The sequence below is a fragment of the Nocardioides sp. JCM 18999 genome (genome assembly GCF_055391175.1).
In genome coordinates this window covers 721,308-743,092 of record NZ_AP043887.1, presented here as the reverse complement: position 1 = coordinate 743,092, position 21,785 = coordinate 721,308, and the positions used below count along the sequence as shown (strand labels likewise).

Genomic DNA, 21,785 nt, shown 5'->3' with positions numbered 1-21,785 from the left:
CACCACCCAACCCGTCTCTGAGGCAACCCATGACTGACTTCTCCGGCCCGATCGCCGTCATCGCCGGCGGCCTGAGCCACGAGCGCGACGTGTCCCTGGCCAGCGGCCGCAACCTCGTCCGCGAGCTGCGGGCCCTCGGGGTCGACGTGCTCTCCTACGACTTCGACCGCAACCTGCTCCACCAGCTGGAGCGGGACAAGGTCGTCGCGGCCATCCCGATCCTGCACGGGCAGTTCGGCGAGGACGGCGAGATCCAGACGCTGCTGGAGCTGATCGGGCTGCCGTTCGTCGGCACCGACTCCCGCGCCTGCCGGGTCGCCTACGACAAGGGCACCTCGCGCGAGCTGCTGCGTCGCGCCGGCATCCCGGTCCCGGACTCGGTCGGCCTGTCGGCCCAGACCTTCCGGGACATCGGTGCGGTCGCGCTGATGGAGCACGTGATGGACCGGCTCGGCCACCGGGTCGTGGTCAAGCCCACCCGCGGAGGCTCGGCACTCGGCGTCACCGGCGTCGACGGGCTCTCGGAGCTGCCCTCGGCCCTGGTCGGCACCTACGCGTACTACGACGAGGCACTGATCGAGCGGTTCTACCCCGGCGCCAACGTCTCGGTCGTCGTCCGCGAGACCGCGAACGGCCTCGAGCCGCTGGTCCCGATCGAGATCGACTTCGTCAAGGGCCACGAGTTCGACTTCAGCGCGCGCTACACCGCCGAGTACGTCGGCCTGCGCCAGCTGGACCTCCCGACCGAGGCGATCACCGCGATCGGGGATGCGGCGGTCGCCGTGCACGAGCTGCTCGGTCTGCGCGACATCTCCCGCACCGACCTGATCGTCGACGCCGACGGCTCGTTCGTCGTGCTCGAGGCGGCGATCACCCCCGGCGCGACCGAGACCTCGGTGATGCCGTTCGCGTGCACCGAGTCCGGCACCTCGCTCGGCGAGATGTCGGTCGACCTGCTGAAGCGAGCGCTCGCCCGCTAGGTCACGGGGTTTCAGCGCAGGCCGCGGGGGCGCTCCAGCGCGAGCTGGATGAGCTCGTCGATCAGGTCGGCGTAGGGCAGCCCTGAGGCCTGCCACATCGTCGGGTACATCGAGATCGGGGTGAAGCCCGGCATCGTGTTGATCTCGTTGATCGTGATCTCGCCGGCCTCGGTGACGAAGACGTCGACCCGGGAGAGCCCTTCGGCGCCGATCGCCTCGAACGCCGCGATCGCGACCTCCTGGACCCGCGCGGCCACGTCGGCGGGCAGGTCCGCGGGGGCCTCGGTGCGGGCCTGGGTGGAGGAGACGTACTTGGCCTCGAAGTCGTAGAAGTCAGCGCCCTCGGCGGCGTCGACCACGATCTCGCCGGGGACCGAGGCGCGCGGCGTCGTACCGTGTCGGCCGCCGAGGACGGCGCACTCGATCTCGCGTCCGGCCAGACCCTGCTCGATCAGCACCTTCGGGTCGTGCCGGCGGGCCTCCTCGATCGCGTCGCCGAGGTCGTCGAAGGAGTCCACCCGGGTCACGCCGAGCGAGGAGCCGGCCCGGGCGGGCTTCACGAAGAGCGGCAGCTCCAACGACCTCGCGGTCGCGAGCACGTCGGCCGGGCTGGTCTCCCACGCGCGCGGGCGCACCACCTGGAAGGGACCGACGGGCAGTCCGCGACCGGCGAAGACGAGCTTCATGAACTCCTTGTCCATCCCGACTGCCGAAGCCAGCACGCCGGCCCCGACGTACGGGATGTCGGCGAGCTCGAAGAGTCCCTGGACGGTCCCGTCCTCACCGTAGGGACCGTGCAGGACCGGGAAGACGACGTCGACGTCGGCGAGCACCTGCTCGGCCAGGACGACCTCGTGGTTGCCGGCAGTGACCGCGGGCAGGTGGCCCCCACCGCCGAGCTGCGGCCGGTCGAGCACGTCGCCGGCGAGCATCCACTGGCCGCTCGCGGCGATCCCGATCGGGACGACGTCGTACTTGTCGCGATCGATCGCGCCGAGGATGCCGGCCGCGGTCACCACCGAGACCGGGTGCTCGCCCGATCGACCTCCGAAGACGAGGGCGACACGGGTCTTGCGGCTTGCTGCGTCTGGCACCGGACCAACCTATGACAGCGCGTCGGCGACCTCATCGAGGCGCGCCCCGCGGGAGGCCTTGAGGAGAACCACGTCACACGGAGCGAGGTGCTCACGCAGCCACGCGATCGCCGCGGCGTTGTCCTCGACGAAGGCGGTCTCGATGGTGCGAGCACCCATCTCGATCTGGGCGGCGGCGATCCCGACCACGAGGACCTGGTCGATCCCTCGGGCCGCGGCGTGCACGCCCATCTCGAAGTGGGCGGCGGCGCTTCCCTCCCCCAGCTCGCGCATCTCCCCCAGGACGGCGACCCGGCGGCCGCCCTCACCCGGTGCGATCGCGGCGAGCGCGTCGAGCGCGGCCCGCATCGACTCGGGGTTGGCGTTGTAGGAGTCGTTGAGCATGGTCAGCCCGCTGTCCAGCTCGGTCAGCTCCATCCGCCACTTCGAGAGCCGGGCGCCGGCGAGCGCGGCGGCGGCCTCGTCCGGGGTGACGTCGACGATCTCGGCGGCCGCGGTCGCCGCGGCCGCGTTGAGGGCCTGGTGGGCGCCGACCAGCGGCAGCGCGACCGTGGCCGTGCCCGTCGACGTGACGAGGTCGAACCGGGGTCGACCGAGCCGGTCCAGCTCGAGTCCCTCCAGCCGTACGTCGACTCCGACCGCCGTCCCGAACGTGATGAAGCCGGTGGCGTCGTCGGGCAGTCGCGAGGCCATCGCGGCGACGTGCGGGTCGTCGGCGTTGAGCACGGCGGTGCCGTAGGCGCTCAAGCCCTCGACCAGCTCACCCTTGGCCTGCGCGATCGCCTCCTGCGAGCCGAACTCCCCCAGGTGGGCGGTGCCGACGTTGAGCACCACGGCGACGTCCAGCGGCGCGATCGCGGTCAGCTCGGCGAGGTGACCGATGCCGCGCGCGCCCATCTCCAGGACCAGGAAGCGGGTCTCCTCGGTGGCGCGCAGGACGGTCAGCGGCACGCCGAGCTCGTTGTTGTACGAACCGATCGTGGCCACGGTCGGTCCGGCGACGGTGAGGATCGCGGCGAGCATGTCCTTGGTGCTGGTCTTGCCCTGGGAGCCGGTCAGCCCGAAGACGGCGATCTCCGTCTCGGCCCGCAGCCAGCTGAGCACCGCGCCGGCCAGTCGCTGCAGAGCGCGCTGCGGGTCCTCGACGATCACGGTGGGCAGCACGGTGGCCCGGGTCCCGATCGCAGCGACCGCGCCGGCCTCACCGGCCGAGGCGGCGTACTCGTGGCCGTCGACGTGCTCTCCGGCGAAGGCCACGAAGAGTCCGCCGGGCTCGGCCGCGCGGGAGTCGATCACGGCCGGCGCCGTCACGAGGAGGTCGGCGGAACCGGGGTCGGAGAGGGTTCCCTCGACGATCGCGGCGATCTCCGCGAGCCGCAACTCGATCATGGTTCTCCTCCTGCTGGGGTGCCTCGAACCGCTCCACAACCCTACTGGCGCGCGGCCCCACCCGACCCTTCGACACCGGCTTGGGCACACTGGTGCCATGACTTCCGCGGAGCCGTCCGGACGACCCACCGGATTCCTGAGTGAACTACGGGCGGAGACCGTCGCCGTGCAGGCGGGCCGACCGCCGCACGTCCCCGATCAGCCGCTGAACGTGCCGATCACGATGGCCTCGACCTACGTCGGCGGGGGCGACAAGGAGTACGGGCGCTACACCAACGACACCTGGGTCGCGTTCGAGGCAGCGTTGGGCGCCCTCGAGGGCGGCCAGGCGTTGACGTTCTCCAGCGGCCAGGCCGCGACGGCGACGCTGCTCGACCTGGTCGACGACTCGACCGTGGTGGTCGGGCAGTCCTACCTCGGCACGATGGGTCAGCTGGCCGACCTGGAGGCGCGGCGTCGGCTGCGCTCGGTCACCGTCGACGTCAGCGACACCGACGCCGTGATCGCTGCGTTGGACGACGAGGACGTCGCGCTGCTGTGGGTCGAGTCCCCCACCAACCCCGAGATGCTGATCGCGGACCTGCCTGCGCTGATCGAGGCCGCGCACGCGCGCGACATCCGGGTCGTGGTGGACAACACCCTCGCCACCCCGATCCTGCAGCGCCCCCTCGAGCTCGGTGCCGACATCGTGCTGCACTCGGTGACGAAGTACCTCGCCGGGCACTCCGACGTGAACCTCGGCGCCCTGGTGGTGCGTGACCCGGACCTGTGGCAGGTGCTCAAGGGACGCCGGGACCTGATCGGGGCGATCCCTGGTCCGTTCGAGACCTGGCTGGCGCTGCGCGGACTGCGCACGCTGCCGCTGCGGGTGAAGGCCGCGTCCGCCAACGCCGCGGTCCTGGCCGAGCGGTTGGCCGCCCACCCGGCGATCGGCGAGGTGCGCTACCCCGGCTTCGGTGCGATGTTCTCCGCGGTCCTGGACTCCGCCGAGGCTGCCGAGGCTTTGACCCACGGCACGCAGCTCTGGGTGCACTGCACCAGCCTGGGCGGGGTCGAGTCGACGTTCGAGCGCCGCCGCCGCTGGGCCGGGGAGTCCAAGGACGTCCCCGAGGGCCTGGTCCGGTTCAGCGTCGGGATCGAGGACGTCGACGACCTGTGGGCGGACCTGCTCGCCGCCCTCCCCTGACTCGCCCTGCCCTGAACCCGGTTGGGGGTCAGTCGGTCTCGGCCTTGGTCGGACGCTCGAGCAGCCCGTCCATCAGGTCCCGTGCACTGATCCGGCCGGCCACGACGTCGTCGACCGCGGCCACCAGCGGGTGGTCCACCCCGGCGCGCGCGGCCAGCGCACGCAGGGAGGCGCACGACTTCGCGCCCTCGGCGACCTGGCGGCTCGAGGCGAAGATCTCGTCGGCGCTCATCCCGGAGCCGAGCTTCTCGCCGAAGGTGCGGTTGCGCGACAGCGGTGAGGAGCAGGTGGCGACCAGGTCGCCGAGTCCGGCCAGGCCCATCAGGGTCAGCGGGTTGGCGCCCAGTGTCATCCCGAGTCGCGCGGTCTCGGCGAGCCCGCGGGTGATCACGGTGGCGGTGGTGTTGTCACCGAAGCCGAGCCCGACGGCCATCCCGACGGCGATGCCGACGACGTTCTTGTAGGCACCGCCCAGCTCGCAACCGATCACGTCGGTCGAGGTGTAGGGACGGAAGGACGGGCTGTGCACCCGGGCCTGGAGCCGGCGCGCGACCTCGTCGTCCGCACAGGCGACGGTGGAGGCGGCGGGCTCGCGGCGGGCGATCTCCTTGGCCAGGTTGGGCCCGGAGACGACACCGATCCGGTCCGGTCCGGCGCCGGTGACCTCGGCGATCACCTCGCTCATCCTGTCGAGGGTGCCGAGCTCGACGCCCTTCATCAGCGACACGAAGACGGCGTCGTCCTCGACGTACGGCGCCCACTCGACGAGGTTCTCGCGCAGCGACTGGCTCGGCACCGCGAGCACGACGACGTCAGCACCGGCCAGCGCCTCGGCCGGGTCGTGGGTCGCGCGGATCGAGGCGGGAAGCTCGATCTCGGGGAGGTAGTCGCCGTTGACGTGGGTGGCGTTGATCTGGTCGGCGAGCTCTTCGCGACGTGCCCACATGGTGACGTCGTTGCCGGCGTCGGCGAGGACCATCGAGAACGCGGTCCCCCACGACCCTGCGCCGAAGACGGCCACGCGGCCCTGGGATGCGGTGCTCATGCGGAGCCCTCCGTGTCGCTGGTGTCGGTCGGATCTGTGGTGGTCCTGCGCGGGTCGAACAGCTCGGTCGGCGGTTCCTCGCCCCGGATCTCGGCGACGAGGTCGACGATCGCGCGCATGATCCGGTCGGTCGCCTCGTGCACGTCGGCCCCGGACGGCCGCTCCCCGGCGGCGTGGTCCCGGAGGTCGTCGAGATCGACCGGTGGGCCGACCCGCATCTGGATCTTCTTGCGTGGGAACGGGCTGAACTTCTTCTCGTAGCCGTTCAGCAGCGCCTGGGCGCCCCACTGGCCGACGGGGATCACCGGCGCGCCGGTGGCGAGCGCGATCCGGGCGGCACCGCTCTTGCCGACCATCGGCCAACCCTGCGGGTCCTTCGTGATCGATCCTTCGACGTAGACCACGATCAGCTTGCCGTCCTTGACCGCGTCGATCGCCGCCGCGAGGGCGTCGGCACCGGCGCTGGCCCGCTCGACCGGGATCTGCCTGGCCGCCTTCATCACGCCGCCGAGCACCGGGACGTCGAAGAGGCTCGCCTTGGCGAGGTAGCGCGAGAGCCGGCCGTGGTCCCAGGTGAGGTGGGCCGCGGTCAGCGGGTCGATGTGGGAGACGTGGTTCATCGCGAGGATCACGCCGCCGGTGGCCGGAATGTTCTCGGCACCGATCCACTCCTGCGTGGTGATCGCTTTGAGGACCGGCTTCACGATCGGCACGGCGAACGCATACCCGGGATCGAGCTTCTCGCTCCGTTTCCGATACCTACCCACGATCGGTCAGGTTACCGCGTGGTCACTCCCGGCGACCTGCAAGGATCGTCGGTGATGTCTGAACGAATTCCCGTCCAGCACTCCCACGTGGTGCTGCTGCCGATCAAGCCGCCGGTGCGGGGCAAGTCCCGCCTGGCGGCGGTCGGCGACGACGTACGACGGCGGCTGGCCGAGGCCTTCGCGCTCGACACCGCGGCGGCCTGCCTGACGGCCCCGTCGGTCGCGGCCGTGCTGGTGGTGACCGATGACGGCGGATTCTCCCGCCGGTTGCGGGAGATCGGCTGCCACGCGATCCCCGACGGCGTCTCCGACGACCTCAACGGGACGCTGGTGCAGGCCGCAGCCGAAGCCGATCGCCGATGGCCCGGCCTGGTGCCGGTCGCACTGTGCGGTGACCTGCCGGCGTTGGCGAGCCGGGATCTCGAGGCTGCCCTGGCGGCGGCGCCGGTGGACCGTGCGTCGTTCGTCAGCGACGCCGACGGGGTGGGGACGACGCTCTATGCCGCGCCGTTGACAGTGTTCCGCCCGTCCTTCGGTACGGCGTCCCGCGAACGCCACCGGTCCGCCGGCGCGATCGAGCTGACCGACGACCTGCCCACGCTGCGCCGCGATGTCGACGAGATCGCCGACCTGGCCGCCGCGGCTGCCCTGGGACTGGGACCTCGTACGCGTGCCGTGGTGGATTCCGCGAGGCTTCTTCCGATCTCCTGAATTCCTCTCGGGAAACGCCTCGGAGAATCGGGCCGGAAATCGACGACGGGCGGATCGTTCCTGAGGAACGATCCGCCCGTCGTGGTTCGACGAAAGGGCTCAGGCCTTCTTGGCTGCAGCCTTCTTCGCGGGTGCCTTCTTGGCGGCCGGTGCCTTCTTGGCAGGAGCGGCCTTCTTGGCCGGGGCTGCCTTCTTCGCTGCCGGTGCCTTCTTGGCGGGAGCAGCCTTCTTAGCGGGGGCTGCCTTCTTCGCTGCCGGTGCCTTCTTGGCGGGAGCAGCCTTCTTGGCCGGGGCTGCCTTCTTCGCAGGAGCGGCAGCCTTCTTGACCGGAGCCGCCTTCTTGGCGGGCGCGGCCTTCTTGGCGGGAGCAGCCTTCTTGGCTGCCGGTGCCTTCTTGGTCGGAACCGCCTTCTTGGCGGCTGCCGTGGCCTTCTTGGCGGCGGCGGCCGACTTCGCGGGCGCCGAGGCGGCGGCCTTCTTGGCGGCAGCGGCCGACTTCGCGGGCGCAGCAGCTGCAGCCTTGACCGTCTTGGGCACCTGGAGCTTCGGCAGCTTCTTCGCGCCGGAGACGATGTTCTTCAGGTCCGCACCGGCGGTGAACTTCGGGACGGAGGTCTTCTTGGCCTTCATCCGGGCACCGGTCTGCGGGTTACGCACCCACCGGGCTTCGCGCACTCGCTTCTCGAAAGAACCGAATCCGGTGATGGCGACCTTCTCGCCATCGGCGACGGCGCGGGTGATGGTGTCGAGCACCGACTCCAACGCGTGAGAGGCGGCCTTCTTGTTTCCATCGAAGCGTGTGGAGAGCGCTTCAACGAGCTCAGACTTGTTCACGATCGACCTTTCAGTTCAACCTCGCGCCGAGCCTCACTGCCCGACTTCGTTGTTCGCACGCTAAACCGACGCGAACACGATCTGTCCAGAATTGCATGGCGTGTCGCGACATGTCATGCAATTCGAAGCAGCGAATTCACTCTTGCTCCTGGCTGAAAAGCCGCACGCGGTGCGGGTTTCAGGACTTTCACCTGAATCCCGCACCGCGTGCGAATTCGATCGATGCTCCCGAAAAGCGAGTGATCAGTGCGGCAGCGTGACCGGCTTGAAGCTGGGTCGCTTGGCTTCGTAGGCGGCGATGTCAGCCTCGTGGGACAAGGTGATCCCGATGTCGTCGAGTCCGTTGAGCAGGCGCCACTTGGTGTACGGATCGATGCTGAAGGGCTCCGAGACGGACCCGTCCGGGGTGCTGATGGTCTGGCTCTCGAGGTCGACCGTGATCTCGGCACCGGGCGTGGCCTCCAGGTAGGCCCACAACCGCTCAACCACGGGGGGTTCGACCTGCGCGGCGACGAGGCCGGCCTTGCCCGAGTTCCCCCGGAAGATGTCGCCGAAGCGAGCCGAGATGACGACCTTGAACCCGTAGTTCTGCAGGGCCCAGACCGCGTGCTCACGTGAGGAGCCGGTGCCGAAGTCAGGGCCGGTCACGAGCACGGTGCCGGCGGCGTACGGCGCCTGGTTGAGCACGAACTCAGGGTCGTTGCGCCATGCGGCGAACAGCCCGTCCTCGAAGCCGCTGCGGCTGACCCGCTTGAGGTACTCGGCCGGGATGATCTGGTCGGTGTCGACGTTGCTCCGCTTGAGCGGAGCGCCGATGCCGGTGTGGGTGGTGAACTTCTCCATGGTCAAGCTCCTTCTCAGACCGAAGCGTTCGTGAGGTCGGCGGGCGCGGCGAGCGTGCCCTTCACCGCGGTGGCGGCAGCCACCGCGACCGAGACGAGGTGCGTGCGTCCGCCCTTGCCCTGCCGGCCTTCGAAGTTGCGGTTCGACGTCGACGCGCTGCGCTCACCGGGAGCCAACGTGTCGGGGTTCATCCCCAGACACATCGAGCAGCCGGCACCACGCCACTCGGCCCCGGCCTCGATGAAGATCTTGTCCAGACCCTCGGCCTCGGCCTCGAGCCGGACCCGGGCCGAGCCGGGGACGACGAGCATCCGGGTCCCCTCGGCGACCTTGTGACCCTTGATCGTCTCGGCGCCCAGGCGCAGGTCCTCCAGTCGACCGTTGGTGCAGGAGCCGATGAAGACGGTGTCGATCTTGACGTCGCGCAGCGGCATCCCGGCGGTGAGGTCCATGTAGGCCAGCGCCTCGGCAGCAGCGACGCGCTCCTGCTCGGTGGCGAAGTCCTCCGGGTTCGGGACGTTGGCGCCCAGCGGCGCACCCTGGCCCGGGTTGGTGCCCCAGGTGACGAACGGCGTGACGGCCGAGGCGTCGAGGGTGATCTCCTTGTCGAAGACGGCGTCGTCGTCGGTGACGAGCGTCTTCCAGTGCGCCACGGCGGCATCCCAGTCGGCACCCTTCGGCGCCTCGGGACGACCCTTCATGTAGTCGAAGGTGGTCTGGTCGGGAGCGATCAGTCCGGCCTTGGCACCCCACTCGATGCTCATGTTGCAGACGGTCATCCGGCTGTCCATGGAGAGCTTGCGGATCGCCTCACCGCGGTACTCCACGATGTAGCCCTGGCCACCGCCGGTGCTGGTCTGCGTGATCAGCGCGAGCACCAGGTCCTTGGCCGTGACGCCCTCGGCGAGCTCGCCGACGACGTTGACGGCCATCGTCTTGGGCTTGGCCTGCGGCAGCGTCTGGGTGGCGAGCACGTGCTCGACCTCGGACGTGCCGATGCCGAACGCGATCGAGCCGAAGGCGCCGTGGGTCGCGGTGTGCGAGTCGCCGCAGACGATCGTCATGCCGGGCTGGGTCAGGCCCAGCTCGGGTCCGATGATGTGGACGATGCCCTGGTTGATGTCGCCGAGCGGGTGCAGGCGGATGCCGAACTCCTCGGCGTGCTTGCGCAGGGTGTCGACCTGCAGGCGCGAGACCGGGTCGGCGATCGGCTTGTCCCAGTCGAGCGTCGGGACGTTGTGGTCCTCGGTCGCCAGCGTGAGGTCCGGACGGCGGACCTGGCGACCGGCGAGCCGCAGGCCGTCGAAGGCCTGGGGGCTGGTCACCTCATGGACGAGATGGAGGTCAATGAAAAGAAGGTCAGGCTCCCCCTCCGTGGAGCGCACGACGTGCTCATCCCACACCTTCTCGATCAGCGTCTTTGCCATGTTTGAAGAATACTTGCATTCCAGGGTTTGAGACAATTAGTCTCGCACTATGGACAACGGAAGTGGAGTCGGCGTTCTCGACAAGGCAGCTGCGGTGCTGACCGCGCTGGAGTCGGGCCCGGCCACCCTCGCCTCGCTGGTGACCGCGACGGGCCTGGCTCGGCCCACCGCCCATCGTCTCGCAGTTGCGCTGGAACATCACCGTCTGGTGGCCCGCGACCTCCAGGGGCGGTTCGTGCTCGGACCGCGACTGGCGGAGCTGTCAGCCGCCGCCGGCGAGGACCGCCTGCTCGCCACCGCCGGCCCGGTGCTGGCCCGCCTGCGCGACATCACGGGCGAGTCGGCTCAGCTGTGGCGTCGCCAGGGCGACTTCCGAGTCTGCATCGCCGCCGCCGAACGCCCCTCCGGCCTGCGCGACACCATCCCCGTCGGGTCGCAGCTGACCATGCGCGCCGGCTCGGCCGCCCAGGTCCTGCTCGCCTGGGAGGACCCCGAGCGCGTCCACCGCGGCCTGCAGAACGCTGCGTTCTCCGCGGCCGCGCTCTCCGGGATCCGTCGCCGTGGCTGGGCCCAGTCCGTCGGCGAGCGCGAGGCCGGTGTCGCCTCCGTCTCGGCCCCCGTCCGCTCCCCCGGCGGCAAGATCATCGCCGCGGTCTCGGTCTCCGGTCCGCTGGAGCGCCTCACCCGCCAGCCCGGCCGGATGCACGCCCCCGCCGTGATCGCCGCCGCCGAGCGGCTGTCCGAGTCCCTCCGCCGCGCCGCCGAGTAGCGGTGAGCAGGCAGAACCTTTCACCACCCGGAGCGTGAACAGGCAGAAGTTTTCAAGGCTCCCCGCTCGGTCTTGAAAGTTTGTGCCTGCTCACGTCCGCAGTCCTGAAAACTTCTGCCCGCTCACCATCAGAAGAGGCTGTCCCCTTCGAGGGCGAGCAGCTGCTGTTTGCGAGCCAGGCCGCCGGCGTACCCGGTGAGGGTGCCGTCCGCTCCGATGATCCGGTGGCACGGGATCACGATCGGGATCGGGTTGCGGCCGTTGGCCAGTCCGACCGCCCGGGATGCCGCGTTCGTCATCCCCAGCCGGCGGGCGATCTCGCCGTACGTCGCCGTCTCACCGAACCGTACGTCGACGAGTGCACGCCAGACCCGGACCTGGAACTCGGTGCCCGCGGGAGCCAAGGGCAGGGCGAAGACCTCCCGGTCCCCGGCGAAGTACTCGGCGAGCTGTCCCGCGGCGGCGACGAGCACCGGGTGGTCGTCCTGCCGCGCCCCCAACGGACGGCCGGTCCCGGCGGAGAACGGGGTGAACTCGATCGCGGTGATCGAGTCGTTGTGCTCGACCAGGCGAAGGTCACCGATCGGCGAGTCGACCACGGTCCACATCAGGGCTTCTCCTTCGGGGCGGGGATGGGCGGGGTGGCGAGGCTGTGCCACAGGTGCAGGAGCGCGTAGGAGCGCCACGGCCGCCAGTCTGTCGGGTCGAGGCCGGGGTCGGCGCCGAGCCGGTCCAGCGCCCGCCGGACGCCGACGTCGGTCGGGAGGAACACGTCAGGGTCGCCCAGAGCGCGCAGCGCGATGTAGTCGGCGGTCCACGGACCGATCCCGGGCAACGCCACCAACACCGCGCGTACGTCGTCGCGGGACCGCCCCCGGTCGAGGCTGATCTCGCCGCTCGCCAGCGCCGAAGCGAGACCGACCAACGACCGACCCCGGGCACGAGGCATCGGCAGCGTGTCGGGGTCGAGCGCGGCGACCACGGCCGCTCGCGGGAAGAGGTGGGTGAGTCCGGGCACGTCGGTGTCGATCGGGGTCCCGTGCGCGGCGACGATCCGACCGAGCACGGTGGCGGCACCGGCCACGCTGACCTGTTGGCCCACGACCGTCCGCACCGCGAGCTCGTCCCCGTCGACGTGGCCGGGGACGCGCAGACCGGGGCACGCGGCGACGAGACCGGCCAGCACGGGCTCGACCCCGAGCTGGGCGTCGACGGTCACGGGATCGCAGTCGGCGTCCAGCAGGCGACGGACCCGCTCCACCGCGGCGCTGACGTCACGCAGGTCGGCCAGCACGAACCGCGCGGGCACCAGTGCCATCTGACCCGAGGTCAGGTCGTCGGCGAGCTCGAGCTGGACGGTCCCCGGGCCGTGCGGCAGGTCGAGGGTGCGGGCGTACCAACCGGGCCCGGCGCTCTCCACGCCCGGAACCGCGTGGTCGACGAGGAAGTCGAGCAGCGCCGAGCCGGCGAACGGCGTCCGGACGGCGAGCCGCATCGACAGCACCCCCGGAGCACCGCTCCCGCGACCGGTGCGGGTGCGTGCTGCGTGGCCACGCAGCTCGCTCGGGCTGGCGGCGTAGACCGCCCGGACGGTGTCGTTGAACTGGCGGACGCTGGCGAACCCGGAGGCGAAGGCGACGTCGGCGAAGCTGAGATCGCCGGCCTCGATCAGGATCCGCGCCGTCTGCGCACGACGAGCCCGCGCCAGGGCCAGCGGGCCTGCGCCGAGCTCGGAGGTGAGCAGTCGGGTGAGGTGGCGAGGCGTGTAGCCGATCCGCGCGGCCAGGCCCTCCACGCCCTCGCGGTCGACGACACCGTCGGCGATCAGTCGCATCGCCCGGCCGGCGACCGTGGCCGCGACGTCCCACTCGGGGCTTCCGGGGGTCGCATCGGGGAGGCAACGCTTGCAGGCGCGGTAGCCGGCCGCCTGCGCGCTGGCCGCGGTGGGATGGAACGTGACGTTGCCCGGCGCCGGGGTGCGGGCGGTGCACGACGGACGGCAGTAGATCCCCGTCGTACGGACGGCGGTGAAGAAGACCCCGTCGAAGCGACGATCGCGACCGCTGACAGCGCGGTAGCAGAGGGTCGGATCGAGGTGCATGTCTCGATCGTGCCCCAGCCGGACCGATCCTTCTAGCGGAAAACGGACATCGCGGTGGGTCACCGTCCGCAGGCACTCCGCGGACGTGCCGCCCGGAAATGCAGAAGGCCCGGATCCACTGGGTGGATCCGGGCCGGTACGTACCCCCGACCGGATTCGAACCGGCGCTAACGCCGTGAGAGGGCGCCGTGCTAGGCCGCTACACAACGGGGGCAGGTACTGCTTCGTCGCCCTGCGGCGACTCGTGAAACTTTAGCGAAACCGCTTGTTTCACACCAAATCCGCGTCACTCAGTGGCGTGGATCTGTGGCTGGTCTACTAGGACTCGAACCTAGAATGACGGAATCAGAATCCGTAGTGTTGCCAATTACACCATAGACCAATGGCTGTCCTGCTTCCCTCGTTGAACGAGTTCGGCAAGCCGAGGCGAAACATTACAGGGGTGCAGGCGACGACTCCAAAACGGGATCGGAAACTGTCCGTCGAGCAATCCCCAGCCGCCGTGCCGACCAGCTCACCAGACCCAGGTAGACCAGCGACTGGGTGAGCGTGGTGATGATCATCCACCAGCTCGACGACGATGCGTTGAGCGTCTCGGTCATGTCCCCGAAGGCGAGCGCGAAGCCGAACGCGACGAAGTTGTTCAGCACGTGCATCGCCACGCCGGCCTCGAGCCCGCCGGTGAGGATGACGAGGACGCCGGCGACCACGCCGAAGCCGAACCGGTCGAAGAAGACGGGGACGTCCTGACCTCCGTGCGCCAGCGCGAAGAGGAACGCCGGCACCAGCACCGCCACGACCTGACCCCAGCGGCGGCCGCGCAGCGCGGCCCAGCCGCCCCAGGCCTGGGTGAAGTAGCCCCGGAAGACGAACTCCTCCCCCGCAGCCTGCAGAGGAGTCAGCAGCGCGATCACCAGCACGAACCCAAGGGTCTGGCCGGTGAACGCGTTGAGGGTGCCGCCGAGGTCGTCCCCGCTGGCGTCGGTGGGCAGGAACGCCGACACGATCACGGTCACCGTCAGGGTGACCACGGACAGCCCGAGGCAGACCGCGAACCAGCGCCACCGGAAGCGGCCGGCGACCGAGAGCAACCAGCGCGGTCGCTGCCAGCCGTGCAGCAGCCAGGCGACGAGGATCGCCGCTGGGATGGCGGCGGCGATCCCGAGGTTGAGGTAGGCCAGGTTCCCTGGAGTGACCGGGTCGAGGGTGAGGAAGTCGTTGATCTCCGACTGGCTGTGTCCGCTCGCCACCAGCGCGACGAGGAACGGCACGACCAGGAACACCGGCAGCAGGAAGAAGAGGAATCCCATCAGGGCGGTGCCCAGCACCGTCCGCCACCAGGCGACCCCGCGCGTGGCGAAGTTCAGCTCCTGGTACTCCAGTCCACCGATCATGCGTCCACCCCGCGGTACGTCGTCAGCTCGATCAGGTCGATCAGGTCGGTCAGCTCAGGGCACCCTGGAGCCGGCCGAGCGAGCGCTCGCGACCCAGCAGCTCGAGCGACTCGAAGAGCGGCGGGCTGATCCGGCGACCGGTGGCCGCGACCCGGACGGCACCGAAGGCGACGCGCGGCTTGAGCCCCATCTCCTCGACCAGCGCGTTCTGCAGCGCGTCGTTGATCTCGGCGGCCGACCAGATCTCGATCCCCCGCAGGGCGTCGAGTGCGGCCTGCACGACGGCCTGGCCCTCGTCGGTGTCGACCAGCTTCTCCTGGTCGGTCGCATCCAGCTCGAACGCGGCCTCGTCGATGAAGAGGAAGCGCAGCATGTCGCTGGCCTCCGTGAGCTTGTTGATCCGCTCCCCGACGAAGGGCATCGCGAGCTCGAGCAGCTGCGCCTCGGCCGAGGTCACCGGGTCCGACAGCACGCCGTCGCGCTTGAGGAACGGGATCGCGCGGTGGGTGATCTCCTCGATGGAGAGCAGCCGCATCTGCGAGGTGTTGATCGCGTCGCACTTCTTCAGGTCGAAGCGCGCCGGGTTCGGGTTCACGTCGGCGATGTCGAACGCCTCGACCATCTCGGTCAGGGAGAAGATGTCGCGGTCGGCCGCGATCGCCCAGCCCAGCAGGGACAGGTAGTTGAGGAGGCCCTCGGGGATGTAGCCGTTGTCGCGGTAGGCCAGCGCGTGCGCCTCGGGGTCGCGCTTGGAGAGCTTCTTGTTGCCCTCACCCATCACGTACGGCAGGTGGCCGTACTCCGGGGTGGCGTCGGCCAGACCGATCTCCTTGAGCGCCTCGAAGAGCGCGAGCTGGCGCGGCGTCGAGGAGAGCAGGTCCTCACCACGGAGCACGTGGGTGATCTTCATCAGGGCGTCGTCGACCGGGTTGACCAGCGTGTAGAGCGGGTCGCCGTTGGCGCGGGCCAGGGCGTAGTCGGGCACGAACTGGGTCTCGAACGTGACGTCGCCGCGGACCAGGTCGTTCCAGGTGATCGAGCCGTCGGGCATCCGGAACCGCGGCACCGGCAGGCGGTCCTCGGCGACGAACGCCGCGACCTGATCGGCGCTCAGGGAGCGGCAGAAGCCGTCGTACCCCATCACCTTGGAGCCGGACGCCTTGCGCCGCTCGTCGACCTCGGCGGTCGTGCAGTAGCAGTCGTAGACGTGGCTGGTCTCGCGCAGGCGGGCGAGCGCGTCGCGGTAGATGTCGTCGCGCTCGGACTGGAAGTACGGGCCGTAGTCGCCTCCGACCTCCGGGCCCTCGTCCCAGTCGAGACCGAGCCAGCGCAGCAGCTCGATGATCGAGTCGAGCGACTCACTCGTCGAGCGCTCCTTGTCGGTGTCCTCGATCCGGAAGACGAAGGTGCCGCCGTGGTGGCGGGCGAACGCCCAGTTGAACAGCGCCGTGCGAACCAGACCGACGTGCGGGCTGCCGGTCGGGCTCGGGGCCATGCGGACACGAACGGGAGTGGTCGTCATTTCGGGTGGTCCTTCGTTCTCTTCAGCTCGTGGTCACTGCTTGGCGATGACGGGGTTGGTCAGCGCGCCGAGGAAGGACGAGGTGATCTCGACCTCCTCACCGGGCTGGAGCGGGCCGACACCGGCCGGGGTGCCGGTCAGGATGACGTCGCCGGGCAGCAGCGTCATCGCGGCCGAGACGTGCTCGATGATTCGCGGGATGTCGAAGATCAGGTCCGACGTGGTGCCGTCCTGACGCAGGTCCCCGTCGACGTACGTCTTGAGGTCGATGCCCGAGGCGATGGCACCGAGGCCGAGCTCGGTGTCGATCCACGGGCCGAGCGGGCAGAAGGAGTCGAAGCCCTTGGCCCGACTCCACTGGCCGTCGCGCTGCTGCAGGTCGCGGGCGCTGACGTCGTTGGCGAGGGTGTAGCCGAAGATCACGTCGGCGGCCTTCGCGGCCGGGACGTCCTTGCAGATCCGGCCGATCACGACGGCGAGCTCGCCCTCGAAGTCGACGCGCTCGGACTGGGTCGGGTAGACGATCGGGTCACCCGGACCGACCACGGACGTGTTCGGCTTGAGGAACATCATCGGCTCGGTGGGGGCCTCCCCACCGGTGACGTTCTTCATCTCCGCGATGTGGTCGGCGTAGTTCTTGCCGATCGCGACCACCTTGCTGCGCGGGATCACCGGCGCCAGCAGCTTGACCTCGCTGAACGGGACCGTGGCCTCCGTCGGCACGAGGCCGACGTAGAGCGGGTCTCCGGCCAGGATCAGGATCTGGGCGTCCTCCTCCGGCTGTCCGAACTGGTCGAGCTCCCCGGTGATCACTCCGTACTGCGGGTCGGCTCCGGCGTGGGTGAATCTGGCGATGCGCACCCGCTCAGCCTATCGACCTACCGTTGTCCTCATGGAGTCGGCGGAACTGGAGCGCACGGACGCGGAGGTCGCGCACCGGAACCGGCTCGCACCGTACGTCGACCCGCACCTGTCGCGCCGCTCGGCCGGCGTGAAGCACCCCGTGCACGACTTCCTCTTCGAGTACTACTCGCTGCGCCCCGCCCAGCTGCTGCGCTGGCACCCCGGATCGGTCGACCCGACCGAGATCGGGGCCAAGCGGCCGGTGATCGAGTCGGTGCTCCGGCTGCTGCGCGCCACCGCATCGCGCGAACCGAACTTCGGCTGCTTCGGGATGCACGAGTGGGCGATGGTCTACCGCTCCGAGGAGATCGGCACGCGCCACCGGGTGCCGCTGCGCCTGGGTGGCGGCGGCACGGACGAGGTGGTCGAGGCACACCGGATCCAGTGCTCGCACTTCGACGCGTACCGCTTCTTCACTCCCCCGGCGATCGGGTTGAACACGCTGTCCCCGACCGCTCAGGATCGGGAGGCGTTCGAGCAGCCGGCCTGCCTGCACGGCAACATGGATCTCTACAAGCACGCGTTCCGGCTGCACACCCTGATCCCGTCCGACCTCCTCGCCGACGCCTTCGAGCTGGCGTGGGACATCCGGATCCTCGACATGCGTGCGGCGCCGTACGACATGAGCGGGTCGGTGCTGGATCCGAGCGGTGAGCCGTGGACCGCGGTTCGGGTGGAGACCGCCGAGGGCAAGCGGGAGTACGCCGACGCACAGCGCGCCTTCGCCGACCGTGCCGCCCCGATCCGTGCGGCGTTGATGGCTGAGTGTGAGCGGCTCCTCGCCCTGATCCGCGGATGAACGACCAGCGCATCCGCATCGTCTGGGGCTTCGTGCTCGCCTGTTTCATGATCGGCCTCGCGCCGATGCTCGGGTGGTGGTCGTTCCAGACCGTCGTCCACGCGGTCGGGACCGTGAGCAGGGTCGAGGGCGACGACTGCTACGTCGACTACGTCGATCGGCTCGGGGTCTCCCACGTGTACATCAACAGCGGAGGCAAGGGCGGCTGCAGCGACGAGGTCAATGACCTCGTCGACCTCTACTACGACCCGGACGATCCGACTGAGGCCGACACGATGAGCCCGACCGAGACCCGGCTCTTCGCGTTGTTCCTGCTCGGCGCAGGAGTCGGCGTCGGGGCCGGGGCCTGGATGCGGGTCCGTGAGGGCCAGTGGGTCCGGGCGGGCAAGCACGTCCGGAACTGACCCCCGTCTTGCGGCAGTGCTACCGGGGTGCACCCATCGACGGAACCGCTCACCGTGTGTCGTTTCGTCGGCCCCGAGGGCCTCTGGAGCGCCGAAACGGCACACCATGTGACCTTTCGTCCGAGCGGGCGCGCCTGCCCGGATCCGTTGGAGCTTTTCCTGACGCGAGCGGGACGGACCCCGCTACTGTCGCGCGCAACGCACGTGGGTTCCGTGCCACGACCGAGAGGCTTCAGATGCGCCATCAGTTCCTGTTCGGAGGCAAGCCGACCCCGTTGCTGCGGGTCGCGTTCGGCATCGTCGCAGCGGCCGGACTCGGCTACCTGATCGCCACTTTGACCTCGGACTACTTCACCTTCACCCGGAGCGACTGGACGACGTGGGTCAGCATCATCGTTCAGGTCGGCGTCATGCTCGCAGCAGCAGCGCAGGCCGCGGCGCCCGTCCGGTTCTTCTGGCCCGGCTGGATCTTCGCGGTCGCCGTGATCGCGCCTGTGCCCTCGGGCAACCTGCTCACCCTGGCCGCGTGGCTCACGGGAGGCTTCGGCGTGCTGGACACGTTCATCTGGATGACCCTGCTCGGGATCGTCGCCTCGGTCGGGACGTTGCTGGCGCTCTACGTGTGGCACGCCGACGAGAGCCGCCAGACGACCGAGCAGTCCGCGTTCGTCGCCTGACCCTTCGGCGAAGGCCTCAGACCAGGGACGACGCCTTCAGCCCCTCGACCGCGTCCGCGATGGCGTAGGCCACCCGCGGCCGGGTCGAGCCGGCGACGAGGATCCGGGTCGACGAGCCTTCGTCGAGGAACCGGACGTGGAGGACGAGCTTGGGTCGCACCAGGAGCGCGAGCAGCCCGACCGGGAAGAAGAGGAAGGCCACGAGGATCGTCCAGCCCGGGGTGTACGAGCTGGCCAGGGCGAGCTGACCCGGCGTGGCAGACGACGTCCGCGCCCATCGGATCGAGGCGATCGGGCCGAACAAGAGGCGCTCCACCTCGTCCGCGGGCAGTGCGACGACGGTCTCGTCGGCCACCTGCCTCCGCGCGGGCGCCCGGACGAGCAGGAAGGCGACGGCGCCGACGATCACCACGAGGAGGGCGACCAGCTCAACTGAACCGACTCCGAACATGGGACGAGCGTAGATCCCGCCGACGTGGCACGGTAGGGAGATGGACCAGCGCATCTCCTTCATCACCCTGGCGGTGGCCGACCTCGACGCGAGCCGACGCTTCTACCTCGAGGGGCTTGGTTGGAAGCCGACGCTCGACGTCCCGGGCGAGGTGATCATGATCAAGGTGGGCGATCGACTCGTGCTCTCGCTGTGGGACCGTGCCGCCTTCGAGGCCGAGATCGGCGAACCCGCGGGCACCGGCGTGCCGCCGATCACGCTCGCTCACAACACGCCCTCGCCGAAGGTGGTCGACGAGGTCCTCGACCTCGCGCGCAGTCTCGGGGCGACGGTGATCCCGGGCCAGGATCGGGATTGGGGCGGCTACACCGGCTACATGATCGACCCCGACGGCTTCCGTTGGGAGATCGCCTGGAACCCCGGACCGATCGGGCAGGTCGTGCTGCCCTGAGTACTCACTCCCGCGTGTCGGAGTGCAGCCGCTCGATCGCCGACCGCAGCGCCGAGATCTCAGCCCTCAGCTCCGTCACCTCGGCCACCTGAGCCGTCGAGATCGCCGCGACCGCCTTCTCGACGTCGCTGACCTCGGACTCGATCCGGTCACCGAGCGACTTGTTGCGCCGCGCGCGCATGGCATCACTGACCCAGCTCGTGATCGCACCCGCGACGGCACCGGTGATCAGCACCCCACCGAACATCAGCACGACCGCGATCAGGCGGCCCTCCGGTGTCACGGTGGTGTAGTCGCCGTACCCGACGGTGGCCATCGTCACGCAGGTCCACCACACCGATTCACCGAAGGTCTCGATCGAGGATCCGGGCGCCCCGCGCTCGTAGCTGAGCACCGAGACCGAGCCGACGATGAGACCCAGGATCGTGCTCGCGACGGTGTAGACCATCACCTGGCCCCCGGCGTCGTTCAAGGCGCTGCGGCGGATCACGCCGACCTGCATCACGTAGCGCAGGAAGCGCATCGGCCGCAGCAGCGGCACGAAGACGGTGACGATGTCGAAGACGTGGTGCGCCTTCCAGTGCGAACCCGGCGGTGCCTGCCGCCAGCGGACGACCAGGTCGACCACGAAGACGATCCACAGCACCACGTTCGTGGCGCGGCAGAAGATGAGCAGGCCCCTTGGCAGGTCCGGATCGACGATCGGCCAGGCCCACACGAAGACGAAGAACAGGGAGAAGAACGCCAGGGCCGGTGCGGTCCGGCGCTCCCACTCGGTCATCGCCTGCATGATCGGCAGCGTAGGGGAAGCAACGGCGGGTACGGCGGCGACACGGTCAGCCGGCGCGCGTGCCGTGCTCGACACATGTCGCCGACCATCCCCGCGGCGTGACCTGCACCTTCATCCGCCGCCGGCACTCGGCGCAGAAGCGGGGCGGTTCGAGGTCGAGCCGCCGTCGGCACACCTCGTGCTGTCCAGGTTCTCCGCAAGCTCCGCAGAAAGCGGCGGCCTCAGAGGGTCTTGGCGAGCTCACGGATCGGCATCTTCAGCTCGGCGAGCAGATCGAGGTCCTCGTCCGGGTTGCGGCCCAGCGTGGTCAGGTAGTTGCCGACGATGACCGCGTTGATCCCGCCGAGCAGACCCTCGCGGGTGCCGAGGTCGCCGAGGGTCAGCTCGCGCCCACCGGCGTAGCGCAGGATGGTGCGCGGCATCGCCAACCGGAACGCGGCGATCGAGCGCAGCGCGTCGGCCGAGCTCATCAGCGGCAGGTCACCGAAGGGCGTGCCGGGGCGCGGGTTGAGGAAGTTGAGCGGCACCTCGTGCGGGTCGAGCTCGGCCAGCTGCGCGGCGAGCTCGGCGCGCTGCTCGAGGCTCTCCCCCATCCCGACCAGACCGCCGCAGCACAGCTCCATGCCGGCCTCGCGGACCATCTCGCAGGTCTCCCAGCGCTCCTCCCACGAGTGCGTGGTGACCACGTTGCCGAAGTACGACTTCGCGGCCTCAAGGTTGTGGTTGTAGCGGTGCACACCCATCGCGGCCAGGTCGTCGACCTGGGCCTGGGTGAGCATGCCGAGCGAGGCGGCGACGTTGATCTCGACCGCCTCCTGGATCGCCTTCACGCCCTCGCGCATCTGGCTCATCAGGCGCTCGTCCGGACCCCGCACGGCGGCGACGATGCAGAACTCCGTCGCCCCGGTGGCCGCGGTCTCCTTGGCCGCCTGGACCAGCTGCGGAATGTCGAGCCAGACCGAGCGCACCGGCGAGGTGAACTGGCCCGACTGGGAGCAGAAGTGACAGTCCTCCGGGCAACCCCCGGTCTTGAGGCTGATGATCCCCTCGACCTCGACCTCGGGACCGCAGTGCTTCATCCGGACGGCGTGAGCGAGCTCGAGGAGCTCCGAGACCCGCTCGTCGGGCAGGCGCAGCACGTCGACCAGGTCGTCGTACCCGAGTCCCTCGCCCCGCTCGAGAACCTGGACACGGGCACGCTCGATGACGTCAGTCAGTTCGCTCACCCGCGCAGCGTAAACCAAACTG

The 21,785-nt window shown here is 69.8% G+C and carries 24 protein-coding genes and 2 tRNA genes; 8 read left to right on the top strand and 18 right to left on the bottom strand.

All coding sequences use genetic code 11. The features are described from left to right. Positions 1-29: 29 nt before the first annotated feature. Positions 30-980: a D-alanine--D-alanine ligase family protein gene (locus ACZ5J1_RS03570; RefSeq protein ID WP_464562579.1), complete on the top strand. Its 951-nt coding sequence runs from the start codon at positions 30-32 to the stop codon at positions 978-980. Positions 981-991: 11 nt separating this feature from the next. Here the strand turns inward: ACZ5J1_RS03570 and ACZ5J1_RS03565 are convergent, their stop codons facing one another. Continuing rightward, positions 992-2,074: a D-alanine--D-alanine ligase family protein gene (locus ACZ5J1_RS03565; RefSeq protein WP_464562577.1), complete on the bottom strand. Its 1,083-nt coding sequence runs from the start codon at positions 2,072-2,074 to the stop codon at positions 992-994. A gap of 9 nt (positions 2,075-2,083) precedes the next feature. Further along, the gene (locus ACZ5J1_RS03560) at positions 2,084-3,463 is read right to left on the bottom strand and encodes a UDP-N-acetylmuramoyl-tripeptide--D-alanyl-D-alanine ligase (RefSeq protein WP_464562575.1); all 1,380 of its coding nucleotides are present in this window, start codon (positions 3,461-3,463) and stop codon (positions 2,084-2,086) included. Positions 3,464-3,560: 97 nt separating this feature from the next. Here ACZ5J1_RS03560 and ACZ5J1_RS03555 point away from each other — a divergent pair, with 97 nt between their 5' ends. Next, positions 3,561-4,649, top strand: coding sequence for a trans-sulfuration enzyme family protein (locus ACZ5J1_RS03555; protein WP_464562573.1), 1,089 nt, complete (start codon positions 3,561-3,563; stop codon positions 4,647-4,649). A gap of 28 nt (positions 4,650-4,677) precedes the next feature. Here the strand turns inward: ACZ5J1_RS03555 and ACZ5J1_RS03550 are convergent, their stop codons facing one another. Beyond that, positions 4,678-5,694, bottom strand: a complete 1,017-nt coding sequence (locus ACZ5J1_RS03550) for an NAD(P)H-dependent glycerol-3-phosphate dehydrogenase (RefSeq protein ID WP_464562571.1) — start codon at positions 5,692-5,694, stop codon at positions 4,678-4,680. Next, on the bottom strand, positions 5,691-6,461 hold the full coding sequence (locus tag ACZ5J1_RS03545; RefSeq protein ID WP_464562569.1) for a lysophospholipid acyltransferase family protein: 771 nt from the start codon (positions 6,459-6,461) through the stop codon (positions 5,691-5,693). Before ACZ5J1_RS03545 ends, ACZ5J1_RS03550 begins: the two co-directional genes overlap by 4 nt. 54 nt (positions 6,462-6,515) lie before the next feature. On the opposite strand from ACZ5J1_RS03545, the gene cofC reads away from it, so the two are divergent. After that, positions 6,516-7,172, top strand: coding sequence for a 2-phospho-L-lactate guanylyltransferase (gene cofC / locus ACZ5J1_RS03540; protein ID WP_464562567.1), 657 nt, complete (start codon positions 6,516-6,518; stop codon positions 7,170-7,172). A gap of 99 nt (positions 7,173-7,271) precedes the next feature. On the opposite strand, the gene ACZ5J1_RS03535 is transcribed toward cofC, so the two are convergent. The 3 genes from ACZ5J1_RS03535 to leuC all read right to left on the bottom strand — a co-directional run bounded on the left by ACZ5J1_RS03535 (position 7,272) and on the right by leuC (position 10,276). Beyond that, a complete protein-coding gene (locus tag ACZ5J1_RS03535) occupies positions 7,272-8,006 on the bottom strand; it encodes an HU family DNA-binding protein (protein ID WP_464562565.1) in 735 nt (244 codons plus the stop codon). Between the two features lie 243 nt (positions 8,007-8,249). After that, on the bottom strand, positions 8,250-8,849 hold the full coding sequence (gene leuD, locus ACZ5J1_RS03530; RefSeq protein ID WP_464562563.1) for a 3-isopropylmalate dehydratase small subunit: 600 nt from the start codon (positions 8,847-8,849) through the stop codon (positions 8,250-8,252). 14 nt (positions 8,850-8,863) lie between these two features. After that, the gene (gene leuC / locus ACZ5J1_RS03525; RefSeq protein WP_464562561.1) at positions 8,864-10,276 is read right to left on the bottom strand and encodes a 3-isopropylmalate dehydratase large subunit; all 1,413 of its coding nucleotides are present in this window, start codon (positions 10,274-10,276) and stop codon (positions 8,864-8,866) included. Between the two features lie 49 nt (positions 10,277-10,325). Between leuC and ACZ5J1_RS03520 the strand changes: the two genes are divergently transcribed. Beyond that, positions 10,326-11,045 carry an IclR family transcriptional regulator gene (locus tag ACZ5J1_RS03520; protein WP_464562559.1) on the top strand — a complete coding sequence of 240 codons (720 nt, stop codon included), beginning with the start codon at positions 10,326-10,328 and terminating at the stop codon, positions 11,043-11,045. A gap of 128 nt (positions 11,046-11,173) precedes the next feature. Here the strand turns inward: ACZ5J1_RS03520 and ACZ5J1_RS03515 are convergent, their stop codons facing one another. The 7 genes from ACZ5J1_RS03515 to ACZ5J1_RS03485 all read right to left on the bottom strand — a co-directional run bounded on the left by ACZ5J1_RS03515 (position 11,174) and on the right by ACZ5J1_RS03485 (position 16,923). Continuing rightward, the gene (locus tag ACZ5J1_RS03515) at positions 11,174-11,653 is read right to left on the bottom strand and encodes a methylated-DNA--[protein]-cysteine S-methyltransferase (protein ID WP_464562557.1); all 480 of its coding nucleotides are present in this window, start codon (positions 11,651-11,653) and stop codon (positions 11,174-11,176) included. Further along, on the bottom strand, positions 11,653-13,146 hold the full coding sequence (locus ACZ5J1_RS03510; protein ID WP_464562555.1) for an AlkA N-terminal domain-containing protein: 1,494 nt from the start codon (positions 13,144-13,146) through the stop codon (positions 11,653-11,655). The genes ACZ5J1_RS03515 and ACZ5J1_RS03510 overlap by 1 nt, the downstream gene beginning before the upstream one ends. Before the next feature lie 141 nt (positions 13,147-13,287). Further along, positions 13,288-13,360 (bottom strand) — tRNA-Glu (locus ACZ5J1_RS03505). Positions 13,361-13,453: 93 nt separating this feature from the next. Then, a tRNA-Gln gene (locus ACZ5J1_RS03500) sits at positions 13,454-13,528 on the bottom strand. Positions 13,529-13,580: 52 nt separating this feature from the next. Then, a complete protein-coding gene (locus ACZ5J1_RS03495) occupies positions 13,581-14,540 on the bottom strand; it encodes a lysostaphin resistance A-like protein (RefSeq protein WP_464562553.1) in 960 nt (319 codons plus the stop codon). Between the two features lie 49 nt (positions 14,541-14,589). Beyond that, a complete protein-coding gene (gene gltX, locus ACZ5J1_RS03490) occupies positions 14,590-16,062 on the bottom strand; it encodes a glutamate--tRNA ligase (RefSeq protein ID WP_464562551.1) in 1,473 nt (490 codons plus the stop codon). Positions 16,063-16,095: 33 nt separating this feature from the next. Next, a complete protein-coding gene (locus tag ACZ5J1_RS03485; RefSeq protein ID WP_464562549.1) occupies positions 16,096-16,923 on the bottom strand; it encodes a fumarylacetoacetate hydrolase family protein in 828 nt (275 codons plus the stop codon). Positions 16,924-16,954: 31 nt separating this feature from the next. On the opposite strand from ACZ5J1_RS03485, the gene ACZ5J1_RS03480 reads away from it, so the two are divergent. The 3 genes from ACZ5J1_RS03480 (at position 16,955) to ACZ5J1_RS03470 (ending at position 18,845) form a co-directional block, all read left to right on the top strand. Further along, positions 16,955-17,764, top strand: a complete 810-nt coding sequence (locus ACZ5J1_RS03480; RefSeq protein ID WP_464562547.1) for a 3-methyladenine DNA glycosylase — start codon at positions 16,955-16,957, stop codon at positions 17,762-17,764. Further along, on the top strand, positions 17,761-18,168 hold the full coding sequence (locus ACZ5J1_RS03475; protein WP_464562545.1) for a hypothetical protein: 408 nt from the start codon (positions 17,761-17,763) through the stop codon (positions 18,166-18,168). The genes ACZ5J1_RS03480 and ACZ5J1_RS03475 overlap by 4 nt, the downstream gene beginning before the upstream one ends. Before the next feature lie 236 nt (positions 18,169-18,404). Then, complete coding sequence (locus ACZ5J1_RS03470; RefSeq protein WP_464562543.1) at positions 18,405-18,845, top strand: hypothetical protein; 441 nt, start codon at positions 18,405-18,407, stop codon at positions 18,843-18,845. A 16-nt stretch (positions 18,846-18,861) separates the two neighbouring features. On the opposite strand, the gene ACZ5J1_RS03465 is transcribed toward ACZ5J1_RS03470, so the two are convergent. After that, positions 18,862-19,296 carry a hypothetical protein gene (locus tag ACZ5J1_RS03465; RefSeq protein WP_464562541.1) on the bottom strand — a complete coding sequence of 145 codons (435 nt, stop codon included), beginning with the start codon at positions 19,294-19,296 and terminating at the stop codon, positions 18,862-18,864. Between the two features lie 40 nt (positions 19,297-19,336). Here ACZ5J1_RS03465 and ACZ5J1_RS03460 point away from each other — a divergent pair, with 40 nt between their 5' ends. After that, complete coding sequence (locus ACZ5J1_RS03460; RefSeq protein WP_464562539.1) at positions 19,337-19,747, top strand: VOC family protein; 411 nt, start codon at positions 19,337-19,339, stop codon at positions 19,745-19,747. Between the two features lie 4 nt (positions 19,748-19,751). Here the strand turns inward: ACZ5J1_RS03460 and ACZ5J1_RS03455 are convergent, their stop codons facing one another. From ACZ5J1_RS03455 to bioB, 3 genes are read right to left on the bottom strand one after another with little or no spacing between them, the layout of a single operon-like run. Further along, the gene (locus ACZ5J1_RS03455; protein ID WP_464562537.1) at positions 19,752-20,537 is read right to left on the bottom strand and encodes a potassium channel family protein; all 786 of its coding nucleotides are present in this window, start codon (positions 20,535-20,537) and stop codon (positions 19,752-19,754) included. Positions 20,538-20,583: 46 nt separating this feature from the next. Continuing rightward, positions 20,584-20,712, bottom strand: a complete 129-nt coding sequence (bsaP, locus tag ACZ5J1_RS03450) for a biotin synthase auxiliary protein BsaP (RefSeq protein WP_464562535.1) — start codon at positions 20,710-20,712, stop codon at positions 20,584-20,586. 46 nt (positions 20,713-20,758) lie between these two features. Continuing rightward, complete coding sequence (bioB, locus tag ACZ5J1_RS03445) at positions 20,759-21,763, bottom strand: biotin synthase BioB (protein ID WP_464562533.1); 1,005 nt, start codon at positions 21,761-21,763, stop codon at positions 20,759-20,761. Between the last annotated feature and the right edge of the window lie 22 nt (positions 21,764-21,785).

Coding starts and splice junctions, on each gene's coding strand:
- ACZ5J1_RS03570 (WP_464562579.1), top strand. CDS start 30: ATGACTGACTTCTCCGGCCCGATCGCCGTCATCGCCGGCGGCCTGAGC.
- ACZ5J1_RS03560 (WP_464562575.1), bottom strand. CDS start 3,463: ATGATCGAGTTGCGGCTCGCGGAGATCGCCGCGATCGTCGAGGGAACC.
- ACZ5J1_RS03555 (WP_464562573.1), top strand. CDS start 3,561: ATGACTTCCGCGGAGCCGTCCGGACGACCCACCGGATTCCTGAGTGAA.
- ACZ5J1_RS03550 (WP_464562571.1), bottom strand. CDS start 5,694: ATGAGCACCGCATCCCAGGGCCGCGTGGCCGTCTTCGGCGCAGGGTCG.
- cofC (WP_464562567.1), top strand. CDS start 6,516: ATGTCTGAACGAATTCCCGTCCAGCACTCCCACGTGGTGCTGCTGCCG.
- leuD (WP_464562563.1), bottom strand. CDS start 8,849: ATGGAGAAGTTCACCACCCACACCGGCATCGGCGCTCCGCTCAAGCGG.
- leuC (WP_464562561.1), bottom strand. CDS start 10,276: ATGGCAAAGACGCTGATCGAGAAGGTGTGGGATGAGCACGTCGTGCGC.
- ACZ5J1_RS03520 (WP_464562559.1), top strand. CDS start 10,326: ATGGACAACGGAAGTGGAGTCGGCGTTCTCGACAAGGCAGCTGCGGTG.
- ACZ5J1_RS03515 (WP_464562557.1), bottom strand. CDS start 11,653: ATGTGGACCGTGGTCGACTCGCCGATCGGTGACCTTCGCCTGGTCGAG.
- ACZ5J1_RS03510 (WP_464562555.1), bottom strand. CDS start 13,146: ATGCACCTCGATCCGACCCTCTGCTACCGCGCTGTCAGCGGTCGCGAT.
- ACZ5J1_RS03495 (WP_464562553.1), bottom strand. CDS start 14,540: ATGATCGGTGGACTGGAGTACCAGGAGCTGAACTTCGCCACGCGCGGG.
- gltX (WP_464562551.1), bottom strand. CDS start 16,062: ATGACGACCACTCCCGTTCGTGTCCGCATGGCCCCGAGCCCGACCGGC.
- ACZ5J1_RS03480 (WP_464562547.1), top strand. CDS start 16,955: ATGGAGTCGGCGGAACTGGAGCGCACGGACGCGGAGGTCGCGCACCGG.
- ACZ5J1_RS03475 (WP_464562545.1), top strand. CDS start 17,761: ATGAACGACCAGCGCATCCGCATCGTCTGGGGCTTCGTGCTCGCCTGT.
- ACZ5J1_RS03470 (WP_464562543.1), top strand. CDS start 18,405: ATGCGCCATCAGTTCCTGTTCGGAGGCAAGCCGACCCCGTTGCTGCGG.
- ACZ5J1_RS03465 (WP_464562541.1), bottom strand. CDS start 19,296: ATGTTCGGAGTCGGTTCAGTTGAGCTGGTCGCCCTCCTCGTGGTGATC.
- ACZ5J1_RS03460 (WP_464562539.1), top strand. CDS start 19,337: ATGGACCAGCGCATCTCCTTCATCACCCTGGCGGTGGCCGACCTCGAC.
- ACZ5J1_RS03455 (WP_464562537.1), bottom strand. CDS start 20,537: ATGCAGGCGATGACCGAGTGGGAGCGCCGGACCGCACCGGCCCTGGCG.